The organism is Streptomyces sp. NPDC056835, assembly GCF_042789485.1.
Classification (GTDB): Bacteria; Actinomycetota; Actinomycetes; order Streptomycetales; family Streptomycetaceae; genus Streptomyces.
Genome location: NZ_JBHUBB010000041.1, coordinates 38,612 through 53,584 on the forward strand (window position 1 = coordinate 38,612; position 14,973 = coordinate 53,584).

The window sequence follows — 14,973 nt, forward strand, 5'->3', positions numbered from 1 at the left end:
GCGTCTCAAGCCCGAACCTGATTTCCCACCTCACAGGAGGAAGTTGTGGAGCAGTACGAACTGGACGCCCTGGAACGCGTCACCTCACGCCCCCCGAGGGGGTACCGGACCATCGAGGTCGGCTCCCTCACACCCGTCATCGGCGCCGAGGTCTCGGGCGTCGACCTCTCGAAGGAACTGTCGGAGGAGCAACTGCGCGAGGTGAGGACCGCGTTCCTCGATCACCATGTCCTGGTCTTCCGCGACCAGATCCTCACGCAGGAGGACCACAAGCGTTTCGCCGGCCACTTCGGCGAGCTGCGCCCGGTGAACCCACCGCCCGAGGAGGGCGATCCCTACATCCTGGAGATCAGCACCACCCCCGAGGCGGCGAACGTGGCGGGCAACGGCTGGCACGCCGACGGCACCGCCGACGCGGAACCCTCGCTGGGCTCGATGCTCTACCTCACCCGCGTACCGGAGACGGGCAGCGGCGGCGACACCCTGTTCGCGAATATGCACCTGGCCTACGAAATGCTCTCGCCGGCCATGCGCGGCCTCCTGGATGGTATGACCGCCATCCATGACGGCCTCATCGCCTTTCAGGGCCACACCCCGCCGCCGGGATATGTGATCCCCAAGAGCGAACACCCGCTGGTGGTGCGTCACCCCGAGACCAACCGGCCGATCCTCTACGTCAACAGGGCCTACACCGGGCGGATACCGCAGCTGTCGTCCGACGAGAGCCGGGCCGTGCTCGACATGCTGTTCGACGTGGTGCCGAACAGGCCGCTGCTGAGCTGCCGTGTCCGGTGGAGCCCCAACACGCTGGTGTTCTGGGACAACCGCTGCGTGCAGCACCACGCGACGTACGACTACTACCCGTTCGCGCGCTACGGGCAGCGGGTCGCCATCAACGGCGGCCCGCTCAAGGGTTAGTGGCTCCTTCCGAACAGCGGGTTCGGCCGGAGGGGGCCAGGTTCCGCATCGGCTCTTCCTGACCGATGATGACGTGCAGGGCTGCCCTCTTCGGTGCGGCACCGGTTGTCCCAGGAAGGGGTTCCCGATGGACGAAGCCGAGGTCATCGTGGTGGGGGCCGGGCCGGCCGGCTCGTCCGCCGCCTACCATCTGGCCACAGCGGGCGTCGATGTCCTGCTGTTGGAGAAGACCCGCTTCCCCCGGGAAAAGGTGTGCGGCGACGGGCTGACCCCTCGGGCGGTGCACCAGCTCGTCCGGATGGGCGTCGACATCAAGGCTCCGGGGTGGATGCGTTCACGCGGGATGCGCTGGGTGGCCGGGGAGCACCGGGTCCATATCGACTGGCCCGGCCTGGGGAGCTATCCGGACTTCGGTCTCACGCGCAGCCGGCACGATTTCGACGACATCCTGGCCCGGCGCGCGGTCGCCGCCGGAGCCCGGCTGCGCGAGGGCGTGAAGGTGACGAGCCCGGTGACCGATCGCGCCGGCCGGGTCACGGGCGTCACCGCGGCGGCGGGGGCGGCAGCGGGAGCGGCGGACGGGGCCGGGGAGCCCGCGGTCTACCGGGCACCGATCGTCATCGCCGCCGACGGCGCCTCCGCCCGCCTCGCCCTCGCCCTGGGCCTGCAACGGGACCCGAACAGGCAGATCGCCACAGCCGCCCGCCGTTACTACCGCAGCGCGGACCGCTCCCAGGACGAGTACCTGGAGCTATGGGCCGATCTGCGCTACCCGGGGAGCGATCACTACCTGCCCGGCTACGGCTGGATCTTCCCCATGGGCGACGGCCGGGTCAATGTCGGTCTCGGCGCGCTGCCTCACCGGCGGTACGGGAACGCGGATCTGCGGACCGCGCTGGACCACTGGCTCGCCCGTACCCCGCACGCGTGGGGGCTGCGTGAGGAGAAGAACGCGGAAGGCCCCGTCAGAAGCGCGGCTCTGCCGCTGGGCTTCAACCGTCATCCGCTGTACACACGCGGGCTCCTGCTGGTCGGTGACTCGGGGGGCATGATCAGCCCCTGGAACGGTGAGGGCATCGCCCAGGCCCTGGAAGCCGGCGAGGTGGCCGCCGAGAGGGCCGCGCTCGCCCTGGCCCTCCCCCAGGGGCCCAGGCGTGAGCATGTGCTGCTCAACTACCCCGTGGAGATGAACCGCCGCTGGGGGCGCTACTACCGTCTCGGCAATGCCGCCGCCGACCTCGTCTTCAGCAGGTCGGGCTTCCAACCGGTCCTGAACCGCTACGTGATGGGCTCGCCGTTCCTGCTCAAGGCCCTGGCCCGGCTGCTCGCCAATCTCACCGACAAGCCCTCGCGGGACATGATCGACCATCTGCTCAACACCGTCGTCCGTCTGGTTCCGGCACCGGCCGTACGTCGCCGCTGAGGTCGGCGGCCGTCCGCGACACCGGAGCGGCGGGTTCCGGCCGACCGCGTCCGGCGTGGCCGCTCGTGCGATGCTGAGGCGTGGACAGGGCCTCAGCGGACAGGTCCTGAGCGGGCGGGGACTCGGCGGGCGGGGCCTCAGCGGACAGCGGAACCCGGCAACCCGGCAACCCGGCGGGAGAACAGGAGCGTCCGGCAGCGTGAGGGCAGGAACACGGCGGACCGGGACCGGTATCTGGGATCGCCTCGCGGCGTCCGACCCGGGTCTGCTGCGGCTGATGGCGGGGCTGCGTACGGTCGCGGCGATCGCGCTCACCCTTCTCGTCCTCGCCCTGCTCGGCACCGGCGTCACCTACCTGGTCGCGGGCGCCATGACGGCGATGGTCTCCACCTTCGCGATCAAGGAGAAGCAGGTACGCGGCCAGGCGATCACGCTCGCGCTCGGTCTGCCGGTCGCGCTCGCCGCGATGTCCCTGGGAGCGCTGCTCAGCACCCGGATCATCGCGGGTGACGCGCTCTTCATCGCCCTGATCTTCGCCGCCGTCTACAGCCGCAGATTCGGTGAACGGGGTACCGCCCTGGGGCTGATCGGCTTTCAGATCTACTTCGTCGCCCTGTTCGTGGGCGCCCGCCCGGCCGATCTGCCCGTGCTGTGGGCGACCTTGGCCATCGCTTCCGTGTGCAGCGCGATCGTACGGTTCGCCGTCGTACCGGAAACGCCCCAGCGCGTACTGAAGCGGCTGCGCGACGCCTTCCGGGCGCGGGTGGCCCAGGTCGTGACCAGTCAGATCGAGCTGCTGGACGCCACCCCCGATCATCTGGAGAAGGCCCTCGACGATCTGCGCCGGCGCACCGCCCGGCTGCACGAGGCGGCGCTGATGATCCAGGGCCGGCTGGAGGAAGGCACACGCGACGCGGCCACGGCGGCGCTGCTGCAACGCCGGGTCGCGGACGCCGAGATCGCCACGGAGCGGCTGGGTGTACTGCTGCTGAACGCCCGCAGCGCCGAGCGGGCCGACACCCTCACGCTTCATCTGCCGGACGCGCCCGTGCCCGCCACGGGCAACCTGGTGACGGCCGCCGACGGCGATGTGATCGGGACGCTGCGCCGGGATCTGAACGCCCTGCGCCTGCTGGTGGCCCGGGCGGGAACCGACGACCGCGGTACGGCGTTGGCGCACGTACGCAACAGGCTGCTCGGCTACCGCGACGAGGAGCGACTGCCGCGCGCCTCGGACGCCGTCCAGGACGTCTTCCGCGGCATCGGTGAGCTCGCCCGCGCCGTCCTGGGCCTGCGGCTCGCGCTGGACGGGCCGCAGGACGAGTCCGGCGACTCACCGGCGACCACCCGCTCGCGCGAGGAGTTCGACGCCGAGGACGTCTCGCTCGCCGGTCCCGAAGAGCCCGAGGGACCTGAGGGGCCCGAGGGGCCCGAGGGGCCCGAGGGGCCCGAGGGGAAAGTCCGCGCCGCTCTTCGGCGCCCCACCACCCGGGCCGCGTTCCAGGTTTCCGTGGGATCGGTCCTGGCCATCGTCGGCGGTGAGTTCCTGTCGACGCAGCGCTGGTACTGGGCGGTGCTGACCTGCTGGGTGGTCTTCCTCAACACCGCGTCCACGGGCGAGATCCTGGTCAAGGGCTACCGCAGGCTGCTCGGTACGGTCCTCGGGGTGGTCGCCGGAGTCGTGCTGGCGGGACTGGTCGGTCATCACACCTGGCTGGCGTTCACGCTCGTCCTGGTCCTCATCTTCGCCATGTTCTTCACCGCGCCGTTGTCGTACGCGCTCATGTCGTTCTTCGTCACGGCGACGCTGGGACTGCTCTACACGCTGCTGAACAAGTACACCCTCGCCGTGCTGGTGCTGCGGATCGAGGAGACGGCGCTCGGCGCCGCCTGCGGCATCATCGCGGCCGTACTGGTGCTGCCGGTGCACACCGACCGCCGCACCGACGAACTGCTGGGCACGGTCCTGGACCGGCTGGGCGATGTCGTGTCGGCTGCGGTGCGGCAGCTCAGTGGCGGCCCCGCGTCCGATCTGCTGAGCAAGGCGCGGGATCTGGACACCGCTCTGGACGATCTGCGCGACTCCACCGAGCCGTTGACGCATCCGATCTCGCCGCTGCGCGTCCGGCGCCGGACCGTCCGCTATCTGGTGGCGCTGCTGGAGACCTGCGCCTACCACGCCCGTTCCCTGGCGGCGACGGCCGAGTTGGTACCGCAGAGCAGAACGGTCACGGCCGACCCGCGCCTGGAGCGGGCGGGCCGACGCATCGCCCACAACATCGAAGTGCTCGCCGCACGCGTCAAGGACGGGAAAGCCGAGGGCGAGGTCGAGTCCGGCGCGAGCATCGCCTCCATGCTCAAGACCGACGCCTCCGGCGCGCCGCCCTCGGACACGGTGACCGCCCGCGTACTGCGCCATCTGCAACGCCTCGACGAGGGCGTGGTGGGCCTCGCGCGCCCCGTGGGCGTACCGGTCGCCGACCGCACGGAGCGCAAGACCACGCGCGGCTGACGGCCGGCGCCACTTCGCGTCACTCCGCGTCACTTCCGCCATGTGACCGCGCGCGAGCGACGCCCCGGTGTCCTACGTACGGTGCGCGGCGACAGCCGGCTCGTAACCAGGCCCTGTCCGGTCGGGCAGGACCTGGGCGTCGGGACCGTCCGGCGCCTTCCGGTCGCGGCGGACGAGAAGTGTGCCGATCACGCACGCGACGCCCGCCAGGACGAAGCCGTACCACGGGGTGGCCCCGGAGGGATGGGTCTCGTACACGAGCGCCGCCGACAGCACGGTCAGCACCGTGCCGGTGCGGCCGTACGGCGCGGTGGCGGCGATCACCGTCATGCCCCAGAGCAGGTACCACGGCTGCACCATCGGAGAGAGCGCGACCAGTGCCAGCAGAGCCAGCCCCAGGGCATGGACCGGACTCAAGGAACCATCGGGTTCCGAAGCGGGGCCCGGGCGGACACGCACTGTCCGCCATGCCAGGCGGGCGGTCAGTACGAGCGCCACCCCCAGCCCCAGGTTCTGTACGGCGGCCTTGACCGGGTCCGGGTCGGCGCCCACGAGAAGGCGCAGCAGCTCGCCGAGACCGAGACCGAGGTCGCTGGTGGCCGACAGCGCGGTATGGATGGTGCCCGCGACACTCTGGGTCCTGAGCCAGCCGAAGCCGGTGCCGCCGAGCAGCGCCGCCGCGACGGCGACAGCCACCGCGACCAGGCCGGGCGCCACGCCCTTCGCCACCCGCCGTACGACCGGGCCGGTCGCCGCCCTGCCGACGAACACGGCGATGAACAGCAGCGCCATCGCCGCCGGGGACTTGACCATCATGGCGAGCCCGACGAGCGCGCCTCCCGCGATCCACCCGCCGCGCATGGCGAGCGCCACGCCCGCCAGCATGAGACCGATCATCAGCCCGTCGTTGTGCATGCCGCCGACCACATGCATGAGCAGCAGCGGATTGAGCGCCCCGAGCCACAGCGCGCCGCTCTCGCTCGTGCCGCGGTCCCGCGCGAGCTGCCGCAGAGCCCACACGATCAGCACCAGCGCGCCGACGGCGATGAGGCGCATCCCCAGCACGGCGGGGACGATCGTCCCGCCCGTCGCCCAGGTCACGCCGCGCGCGAGGATCAGGAAGAACGGACCGTACGGCGCGGGGGTGTCGGTCCAGTGCCCCCCGACGCTCGCGGCGGCGTCGCCGCCGAGCCCGGCGGGGTCGAGGACGGACGGCCCCGCGCTGTAGACGTCGTGTCCTTCGAGGACCATCGCGCCCTGGGCGATGTAGCTGTACACGTCGGCGCTGTAGAGCGGCGGCGCCAGCGCGAGCGGGGTCGCCCACAGGACAAGGGTGACGAGCGTGTCGCGCGTGGAGGCCCCGGTCCTGCCGTACCGCCACCAGGCGAATACCAGCACTGTCAGCCCGACGTAGGCCAGGACGGCGCCCAGCACGGTCACCACGGTCCCGTGGGGCACCCAGAGCCCCCACGGATCACGGGCCGGCAGCGTACCGGCGACCCAGCCGCCGGCAGCGATCGCGACGGAACCGGCCGCGCCCAGCCGACGGTACCCACCGGCGTTCAATGCCCACATGACCGGCCAACCTACCGAACGTGTCCGCGGGCCCGCGGGCCGCGGTCGCCCTCTGGTTCATCCTGTTCATCCTGTACGGCAGCGACCGCGGGTGCGACCGACACCACGGGCGCGGCGGCCCGGCGCGTAGCCCCCGGGGCTACACCGCCACAAGTTCCGGCTTCGGTTCGGCCTCCGCCTTGGCCTTCGCGGGGCTCCGCGCCGGCTCCGTCTCTACGGTCTCCCCGGCTCCGTCGGGTTCCTCGGCGCCGCCCGCACCGCCCTCGACGAGGCTGAGGAAGCCGCGGATCGCCTCGACCGACAGCCCGAGTTCCTCGGAGGCGCTCTGCTCGCTCCCGAAGACCTCGACCGCTTCCGCCACGGCCTCGGCCAGCTCCGCTTCGGCCTTCCTGAGCTTCGCCTCGGCCTTGTCGATGGTGTCGACGACGGCCAGCTGGCGCCGCTGCTTCTCCTGGAGTCGCTGCTTGCGGGACGGGCTCTTCTCGGGGGTCTGCGAAGTCATAACCAAGATCATAAACCGACCGTGGGCCCCGCCGGAAATCCCCAACTGACGTTCGACGGACGGGCGTTCCCCTACGGGCGCCACCCACCCGCCCGACCGCGAGGCTCGACGCCCGCGACCGCTGCCCCGTCCAGCGGGCACCCGCACAGGCCCCCGCCCGCGTCGGCCGGACCGAGCGGCGGAATAACGGGAACGGGTGGGCGGCGTCACCCCGTTGTCCGTGGGCTCCGACCGGAAAACGACGCTTCGCGATGCCACTCGACTCGGCCGTGCATACGGTGAGATCCGAACAGAATCGGGTCGACGAACATCGGTCATTTCGGCCGGCTCCCGGCCACCTCGGCGCGAGGCCCACCGGAGGAGGGCCTGTTCGGGGATGCCTCGTCCGAGCGGAACACCAGATGCGGCCATCGGCGGCATCCGGCCGACCTTTCGGTATTTTTTTCATCGTCGTAAGAGAAAGCTTTATGCGACGTGGCGCACACTCACCTCGCGCTGGCGTGATACCTGGCACGGAACGTCGAGAACGAGCCAAAATTCACGGCTGAAGCATCCGACTTGTCGTGCCGCACCCTCTTACCTACGAGTAAGGCGTCACTATCGCTAGGTACGCAGGGTTGGCCCCGGAGGGAGGCGTTCCATGCGCCCGCTCCCCGGGTCGCATCAGAGAGGCAATGGGGCGACAATTGCAGATCAATCTTCTGGGACCGCTGGAAGTAATCGATGACGGGGTTCAGGTCCGGATACCGGGAGAGAAGTTACGCTCAATACTGGCGGCCCTCTCATTATCGGTGGGCCGCTCGGTCTCACGCAGTGAACTCATCGACGAGTTATGGGGCGAAGAGCCGCCGAACAGCGCCGAGAATTCACTGCACGGCCATATCGCCCGGCTGCGCCGGGTACTGGTCGCTCACGGTGGGAAGGCAGCTCTGCGCAACGTCATCCGGACGTCGCCGACCGGATACGTTCTGGAACTGACCGAGGAGGATGTCGACGCTTCCCGGCTCGTCCATCTGGTGTCCCGCGCCGACGCGGCGAGCACGCACAACCCCCAAGTCGCCGTCGATCTGCTGAACGAGGCGGTTTCGTTGTGGCGCGGTCCGGCGCTGATTGACGCCGGCCACGGAATGATCTGCCAGGTGGCGTACACCCAGCTGGAAGAGGTCAGGCTGGGCGCCTACGAAAGGCTCTTCGACATCCGGCTCCGGCTGGACCAGCCCCGGGCCGTCATCCCCGGGCTGGAGCAACTGCACGCCAGGTACCCGCTGCACGAGCGCTTCTGCGAACAGCTCATCACCGCCCTCTACCTGTCCGGACGGCAGGCCGACGCCCTCAACACCTACCACCGCACCCGCGAGTACCTGTCGCAGCATCTGGGACTTCAGCCCGGACACGGACTGAGAGACAGGTTCCAGGACATCCTCCGGCAGTCCCCCCATCTGTCCATATCGGGGGCCGGGGAAGAGGTCATACCGATTTCGTGACCCGCAGGATCTGCCAGATGGCACCCGGCCTCGCCCGCCCGTGGAAGGCCAGATACTCGGGAAGCACCAGCTGGGGGCCCCACTTCTCCTTGTAGGCGAGCTGGCTGGCCGCGGGATAGACCTTGTCGCCGTGGTCGGCCAGCAACCGCATGATCCTGCGGGTGGCCCCGCTCGCCTCGGGCGGATCGTGCTCGGCGGACAGTCCGGTGAACGGTGTGAAGCCGAAGTGCAGCCATTGCGCGCCCTCCTGACGGAACGTCTCCAGCGCGGTGAGGTTGATGGCCTCCATCACACCGGGAGGCGCGTCAGGCAGCCGGCGGCTGAGGTCGTGCAGCCAGCCGGGACGTGAGCCGTACGCGGGTGAGTACGAGATGTAGGCGATGGGTACCCCGTCGAGCCGGCCCAGCATCAGCCGGCGCGCGTGCTGTACGGGCCCGCCCAACTCGCCGACCAGAAACTCGATCTCCTTGACATGACGGCCTTTGCTCCGCAGCCAGGCGCCGTCGATGCCGGCTAATTCCGCCACGCACTCCTCATGGGAGACCTCCGTCACCTCCAGACCACTGCGCCGCGCCCGCGAGATCTTGTTGCGGAGTTTCATGAAGCGCGTTCCGCGCAGGGCGAATTCGGGCAGGTGCACCGAGTACGACGAGCCCACCTGATTGACCGTGAAACCGCATTGGACGTACAGCTCGACGTCCGACGTGAGGACCTGTACGGCGACGACCTTGCGGCGCCGCCTGCGCGCGTGTGCGAGGAAGGCGCGCAGCAGCGTCTCCCGCTGTTCCGGCGGGGCGTGGACGCCACCGAACTGGATCAGATACGAGCCCGCCTCGCGATAGGCGACGACTCCGTCCGCCGAGGGATCGGAGAAGTACGCGTTACCGGAGTTCAGGGCGAGAAAAGCGCTGGGATTATCGCCGTCCTTCCGAAGCTTTTCCAGAACTTCGAGTACTTCTTCGTCGGATACCTCTCCGCTGCGCGTGGTCATCTCACTCCCGTTGCCTGAGGCGTCGAGTTACGGGCCGGGTGCCCGGGGGACATGCTCCTCACCCCCTCTTCCATTTCCCTGAAACGGCCGTCTCAGCGCCGTCTCAGCGCCGTCTCAGCGGCGTCTCCGAGGATTTTCAGGGCGCTCTGTGAAGGTGATAGCCGCCACTTGGAACTGCGAACATTCCCGTCGTCCGACGGGAATTGGAGAGCGGAGGGGCTGCGTGAGCAGCGATATCGCGACGCCTTCGGCGTCAGGAAAAGAAGATTCCGGAGCACCAGGTCCGGAAATCCCCACCTACCTTTCCCTCATTGACGGAAAGGACGTTCCGAGCGGGGCCTGGGTGTACGTGGTCGACTCGGACGCCCTGCTCGACGACGCCTTTTCCACGCTCACCATGAAGCGGAAGCTGGAGAGCGGCCGCATTCCCGCCGAGAATCTGCCGGCCACCATCGTCGGCCGGGTGGCGAGGGCGGACCGCCGGACCACGGATCTGGCGATCGAGGCGGCGGCCGCGGCCGCCGCGCCCTGGGCGGCGTTCCCCCCGGAAACCCGGATCGAACAGTTCGGCACCCTGCTGTACCGCAGGCTCGCCGAGCAGGCCGAGCGGATCACCGAAGTCCTCGTCCAGGAGGGGCATCCGCTGGCGCTGGCCCGCTGGCAGGTGTCCGGGGCGCTGGAGGTCTTCGGGCCCGAGTCGCTCGGCTTCTACCGGAGCCAGATGCTCCAGGAGTACCGGCACGGCGAGCGGCGGATCTCGGTGCGCCGCCGCCCCGACGGTGTGGTCTGCCTCAATCCCCCGCAGAACGCGCCGCTCTCCAGCGCGCTGCTCGGCGTGACCGCGATCATGGCCGGCAACTCCCTCGTCGTACGGGCGCCGCGCAGCGCCCCGCTGGGCGTCATGTACGTACTGCGGGAGGTGGTGGCGCCGGTGCTGGCGGAGCTGGGTGCTCCCCCGGGCACCCTCGGTGTGGTGTGCGGCGACCCGGCTCCGATGCTGGACGCCTGGCTGGAGAGCCCGCTCGTCGACGACATCATGTACTTCGGCAGCAGCGAGAACGGCATGCGCTTCCAGGAGCGCTGCATCGCGGCGGGCAAGAAGCCGATCCTCGAACTGGCCGGCAACGACGTGGTGCTGGTGTGGAAGGACGCCGACCTGGACCTGGCGGCCGAGGCCATCACGGAGAGCTTCTACGGCTCCGGCCAGCTGTGCATGATCCCCAACCAGGTGGTGGTCCACCCGGACGCCCGCGACGCACTGGTCGCCCTGCTGGCCGAGAAGGCCGCGCGGATCAGGCCCGGCCGGTCGTCGCAGGAGGGCGTTCTGCTCACTCCGGTGCTGCGCAACGAGAAGTTCTTCTCGTGCCTGCGCGACGCCCTCGACCGGGGCGCGGAGCTGGTGTGCGGTGGACACGCGATCCAGGAGGACGGAACGCGCGACACGGCCGGGATCTTCCTTGAGCCCACGGTGGTGGTGGTGCGGGGTCTTGAGGAGGCCCGGGAGGTCCAGGCGGTCCGCGAGGAGACGTTCTTCCCGCTGCTGCCGGTGATCGTGGCGGAGCCCGCCCCCGACGATGTGCTGCTGGACCGGTTCATCGACTTCGTCAACAGCAACGCCTACGGGCTGCGGAACTCGGCGTGGGCACGGGACCCCGAGGTGGTCGACCGGATCGTGACCCGGATCACCCAGGGCGGGCTGCTCAAGGTGAACGACTCCCACATCGGGTTTCTGCCCTATCTGCCGACCCACGGCGGGACCGGACTCACCGGGGGCGTGTTCGGCGAGGCCAACTACCCGATCCTGCGCACCTCTCATATCCAGGGCGTGAGTGTCGCCGCCGGCGCGCGTCCCTCCGAAGCGGTGTTCGGCGCCTGGAAGGCCCTCCAGGCCGCCGCCGGCCGCTGACCACGCCCCGTACGAATCGAGTCCCGTACGAGTCGAGTCACGAGTCGAGTCCCGTACAAGCCGGCACGACAGAACACCGGAACGACAGAACAGACAGAGGGGGATCCATGCGCTCGTTGGAAGCCGCACGCGAGACGTGCGAATCATTCCTGCCCGGCCTGCTCGATCTGCTCGCCGGCACTCCGCTGGAGGAGCTGGAAGCACCGAAGAACCCCGCCCTCGACCACTTCCGTGCGGCCGGCGGCCCCGGCCTGCTGATCCCCAAGACCTACGGCGGGGCGGGAGCCGATCCGCTCCAGGCCCTCGACGCGGTCCGGGCCCTGGCCTCCAAGGCGCCGTCCCTGGCGATCGCCACCACGATGCACCACTTCTCGGTGGCGACCCTGTTCACCCTGGCCGACTCCGTCCAGAGCAGCGGCATGGAGTGGGCGCTGCTCGAAGGGATCGCGGAACAGCGGCTGCTGGTCGCCTCGGGCTTCGCGGAGGGCCGGCCCGGCCGGGGCATCCTTTCGCCGATGATGACGGCGTCGAAGGCGGACGGCGGCTATGTGATCAACGGCGCCAAGAAGCCGTGCAGTCTGTCGCACTCGATGGACCTGCTCACCGCCAGCGTGGCGCTGCCGACCGACAGCGGTGAGCCGAGGATGGCGGTCCTGCTGATTCCCCGGGAGACCGAGGGGATCAGCGTCCATCCGTTCTGGGGCAGCCGGACTCTCGCGGGCGCGGAGAGCGACGAGGTGCGGCTCACGGACGTCTTCGTCGACGAGCAGCTGCTGATGCGCACCGAGCCGGGCGGCGACGCCGGGAACCTGGACGATCTCCAGACCGTCGGCCTGATCTGGTTCGAACTGCTCATCTCCGCCTGCTATCTCGGCATCGTCAGCGGACTGGTCGAGCGGGTCGTCGACACCGGCCGGGGCAGTGACTCCGACCGCGCCCGGGTGCTCACCCGGCTGGAGACGGCCGCGCTGCTGCTGGCGGGCACCGCACGCATGATCAGGGACGGCGAGACCGGCAACGCGGCGCTGGCCCGTACGCTCGTCGCCCGGTACGCCGCCCAGGACGCGCTGGGCGACGCGCTGAACCAGGCCGTCGAACTGCTCGGCGGCACGGCCTTCATGTCCTCTTCCGACGTGGCCTATCTGGCCGGCGCGGCTCACGGTCTGTCGTTCCACCCGCCGTCGCGGTCGAGCTTCACCGGTCCGTACCTCGACCACGTCGCGGGCCACCCGCTGCGCCTGACCTGACGAGGGAGACCCATGACATCCATGACATCCATGACATCGGCATCCACCACATCCGCATCCACTCTTCCACCGACCGTGTCCCCTGCCGTCCCCGCCACCGCGCCCGCCCTCGGGCGTGCGGAGCTGGGCAGGCTGTACCGTGCCCGTCTCAGCAAGGGCCGGGCGACCCTCGGCGAGCTGTTCGGCGGGCATATCGAGGTGGCGTCGGAAGGCGCCTGGGTCACCACCTCGACGGGCGAACGGTTCCTGAACTGCGGTGGATACGGCGTCTTCCTGATGGGCGCCCGGCATCCCACCGTCATCCGGCATGTCGCCGAGCAGCTGGCCACCCACCCCGTCGCCACCCGGCTCTTCCTCGAACCGCAGGTCGCGCTGGCCGCCGACGCCCTGGTGTCGGTGGCGCCGCGAGGACTGGAGCGCGTGCACTTCGCCGGTTCGGGGGCGGAGGCGGCCGAGACGGCCATCAAGCTGGCCCGCACCCGTGGCCACCACCGGCTCATCGCCATGGAGAACGGCTATCACGGCAAGACCATGGGCGCGCTCAGCCTCACCGGCAAGAGTGTCTTCCAGGAGCCGTTCCGGCCGCTGCTGCCCCGGACCAGCCATGTGCCGTACGGTGACGCCGCCGCTCTCGAATCGCTGCTGGCGACGGCCCCCGGCGAGGCGTGTGTGTTCGTCGAGCCCGTGCAGGGCGAGGCCGGGGTGGTGCTCCCGCCGGCGGGCTATCTGCGCGCGGTGCGCGAACTGTGCGACCGGTACGGTGCCTTCCTCGTCCTGGACGAGATCCAGACCGGACTGGGCCGGCTGGGTTCCTGGTGGGGCGCCGACCGGGAGGACATCGCCCCCGATGTGCTGCTCGTCGGCAAGGGGCTCAGCGGGGGCGTCGTACCGGTGTCGGCCGTGGTCGCCACCCGCGAGGCGTTCAGGGCCTTCGACCGGGACCCGTATCTGCACACCTCCACGTTCTCCGGGGCGCCGCTGGCGATGGCCGCCGTACGCGGGGCGCTCACGGCGATGCACGAGGACGATCTCGTGACCCGCTCCCGCGACCTCGGCGCCGAGATCCTGCCGGAACTGGACCGTATCGTCCGGTCGCACTACGGCGACGCCGTGCGTGAGGTGCGGGGCCAGGGGCTGCTGCTGGGGATCGAGTTCGCCGAGCCGGGACCGGCGGGCGATCTGCTGATCGAGCTGATCATGAACGGCGTCATCGCCAACCACTCCCTCAACTCCCATCTCGTCCTGCGCTTCACCCCGCCGGCGGTCCTGACCAGAAGCGACCTGGACTTCTTCTACGAGGCGGTCGACCGCGCGTGCCGAGCGCAGGGCGCCCGGTACGCACCCACAGCAGAAGGTGACAAAATCCATGCGTAGCGTGCAGGTGAAGGTCCGCGTTCACGACGTCGCCGCGGCGGTGGCGTTCGACCAGGTCGGCGCGTTCGGCCGGTACTCCGAATTCACCGACGTCATCCGCTCGGTGACGTCCCGTCAGGAGTCCGGGACGGAGGAAGTCAGCGACTGGGAGGTCTACTTCCGTAACGGCGTCCTGTGCTGGACCGAGGCCGACCGGTTCGACCGGGAAGCCCTGACCATCACCTTCGAGCAGATCGACGGTGACTTCGCGGAGTTCGCCGGTGTGTGGCGGCTCGTCGCGGACGGCAAGGACTGCGTGGTCGATTTCAGCGCCGAGTTCGACTTCGGTATCCCCAGCCTCGCGGGAATTCTCGACCCGGTCGCGGAGCGGGTCTTCAAGGAGACCATCGCCCGTGTCGTCATCAGCCTCTTCGAGGGCAACGCCTCGGTGGTCGGCGACGAGGCGGTCGCCCGCGCCGTCGCCGAGGTGATGGCCGCGCCCGTCGTCGCCGCGTCGGGATCACGCTGATGGACGGCAAGAACCTCTTCGAGACGCGGACCACCTACCGGCTGATCCGGCTGGAGTACGGGCTCGGGCTGCTGATCGCCGCGGTCTTCTTCTTCACCCATCTCGACGAGGTCAGATGGCTCCCCGCGATCGGGTTGTTCGCCTATATCGACCTCATCGGCTACATCCCGGGGGCGATCGCCTACCATCGCAGCGCGTCCAAGCGCATACACCGGGCGTACTACGTGCTCTACAACGTCATGCACAGCCTGGTCACCCAGACGCTCGTGGTGCTCGCGTGGATCTGGCTGTGGGGCCCCGAGTGGGCGCTGCTGGTCATCCCCATCCATCTGTTCGGCGACCGCGCGCTGTTCGGCAATTTCCTCAAGCCCTTCGCGCTGGACTTCGAACCGGTGGCCCATCCCGCCTACGCCCGCTTCACCGACCAGTTCGACGCGGCCCCGGCCGCGCGCCCCGGACCCGCCGACGGTGTGGCCGGTGGGGCCGGTGTGGCCACCGCCTCCCGGCAGCCGCAGAGCGGCTGACGCGCCCGC

The 14,973-nt window shown here is 69.8% G+C and carries 12 protein-coding genes; 9 read left to right on the top strand and 3 right to left on the bottom strand.

What is annotated here, in order from left to right:
* Positions 1 to 45: 45 nt before the first annotated feature.
* The 3 genes from ACFRMN_RS33635 (at position 46) to ACFRMN_RS33645 (ending at position 4,853) form a co-directional block, all read left to right on the top strand.
* Positions 46 to 918, top strand: a complete 873-nt coding sequence (locus tag ACFRMN_RS33635) for a TauD/TfdA dioxygenase family protein (RefSeq protein WP_383027032.1) — start codon at positions 46 to 48, stop codon at positions 916 to 918.
* Between the two features lie 127 nt (positions 919 to 1,045).
* Entirely contained in the window at positions 1,046 to 2,341 is a 1,296-nt protein-coding gene (locus ACFRMN_RS33640) for a geranylgeranyl reductase family protein (RefSeq protein ID WP_383027035.1), read from the top strand.
* A 277-nt stretch (positions 2,342 to 2,618) separates the two neighbouring features.
* Positions 2,619 to 4,853 carry an FUSC family protein gene (locus ACFRMN_RS33645; protein WP_383027108.1) on the top strand — a complete coding sequence of 745 codons (2,235 nt, stop codon included), beginning with the start codon at positions 2,619 to 2,621 and terminating at the stop codon, positions 4,851 to 4,853.
* A gap of 72 nt (positions 4,854 to 4,925) precedes the next feature.
* Here ACFRMN_RS33645 and mptB read toward each other — a convergent pair whose 3' ends face one another.
* Together mptB and ACFRMN_RS33655 are read right to left on the bottom strand one after the other, a co-directional pair.
* The gene (gene mptB / locus ACFRMN_RS33650; RefSeq protein WP_383027038.1) at positions 4,926 to 6,428 is read right to left on the bottom strand and encodes a polyprenol phosphomannose-dependent alpha 1,6 mannosyltransferase MptB; all 1,503 of its coding nucleotides are present in this window, start codon (positions 6,426 to 6,428) and stop codon (positions 4,926 to 4,928) included.
* A gap of 139 nt (positions 6,429 to 6,567) precedes the next feature.
* Positions 6,568 to 6,930: a hypothetical protein gene (locus tag ACFRMN_RS33655; RefSeq protein ID WP_383027041.1), complete on the bottom strand. Its 363-nt coding sequence runs from the start codon at positions 6,928 to 6,930 to the stop codon at positions 6,568 to 6,570.
* Between the two features lie 686 nt (positions 6,931 to 7,616).
* Here ACFRMN_RS33655 and ACFRMN_RS33660 point away from each other — a divergent pair.
* A complete protein-coding gene (locus tag ACFRMN_RS33660) occupies positions 7,617 to 8,414 on the top strand; it encodes a BTAD domain-containing putative transcriptional regulator (protein WP_383027043.1) in 798 nt (265 codons plus the stop codon).
* Here the strand turns inward: ACFRMN_RS33660 and ACFRMN_RS33665 are convergent.
* Positions 8,398 to 9,405: a bifunctional lysylphosphatidylglycerol flippase/synthetase MprF gene (locus tag ACFRMN_RS33665; RefSeq protein WP_383027046.1), complete on the bottom strand. Its 1,008-nt coding sequence runs from the start codon at positions 9,403 to 9,405 to the stop codon at positions 8,398 to 8,400. The genes ACFRMN_RS33660 and ACFRMN_RS33665 overlap by 17 nt on opposite strands.
* A gap of 397 nt (positions 9,406 to 9,802) precedes the next feature.
* Here ACFRMN_RS33665 and ACFRMN_RS33670 point away from each other — a divergent pair, with 397 nt between their 5' ends.
* The 5 genes from ACFRMN_RS33670 to ACFRMN_RS33690 all read left to right on the top strand — a co-directional run bounded on the left by ACFRMN_RS33670 (position 9,803) and on the right by ACFRMN_RS33690 (position 14,964).
* Positions 9,803 to 11,311, top strand: a complete 1,509-nt coding sequence (locus ACFRMN_RS33670) for an aldehyde dehydrogenase family protein (RefSeq protein ID WP_383027110.1) — start codon at positions 9,803 to 9,805, stop codon at positions 11,309 to 11,311.
* 107 nt (positions 11,312 to 11,418) lie between these two features.
* Positions 11,419 to 12,558 carry an acyl-CoA dehydrogenase gene (locus ACFRMN_RS33675; RefSeq protein ID WP_383027049.1) on the top strand — a complete coding sequence of 380 codons (1,140 nt, stop codon included), beginning with the start codon at positions 11,419 to 11,421 and terminating at the stop codon, positions 12,556 to 12,558.
* 75 nt (positions 12,559 to 12,633) lie between these two features.
* Positions 12,634 to 13,932, top strand: a complete 1,299-nt coding sequence (locus tag ACFRMN_RS33680; RefSeq protein WP_383027052.1) for an aspartate aminotransferase family protein — start codon at positions 12,634 to 12,636, stop codon at positions 13,930 to 13,932.
* Positions 13,925 to 14,440, top strand: coding sequence for a type II toxin-antitoxin system RatA family toxin (locus ACFRMN_RS33685; RefSeq protein ID WP_383027055.1), 516 nt, complete (start codon positions 13,925 to 13,927; stop codon positions 14,438 to 14,440). Before ACFRMN_RS33680 ends, ACFRMN_RS33685 begins: the two co-directional genes overlap by 8 nt.
* A complete protein-coding gene (locus ACFRMN_RS33690) occupies positions 14,440 to 14,964 on the top strand; it encodes a hypothetical protein (RefSeq protein WP_383027058.1) in 525 nt (174 codons plus the stop codon). The genes ACFRMN_RS33685 and ACFRMN_RS33690 overlap by 1 nt, the downstream gene beginning before the upstream one ends.
* Positions 14,965 to 14,973: the final 9 nt, after the last annotated feature.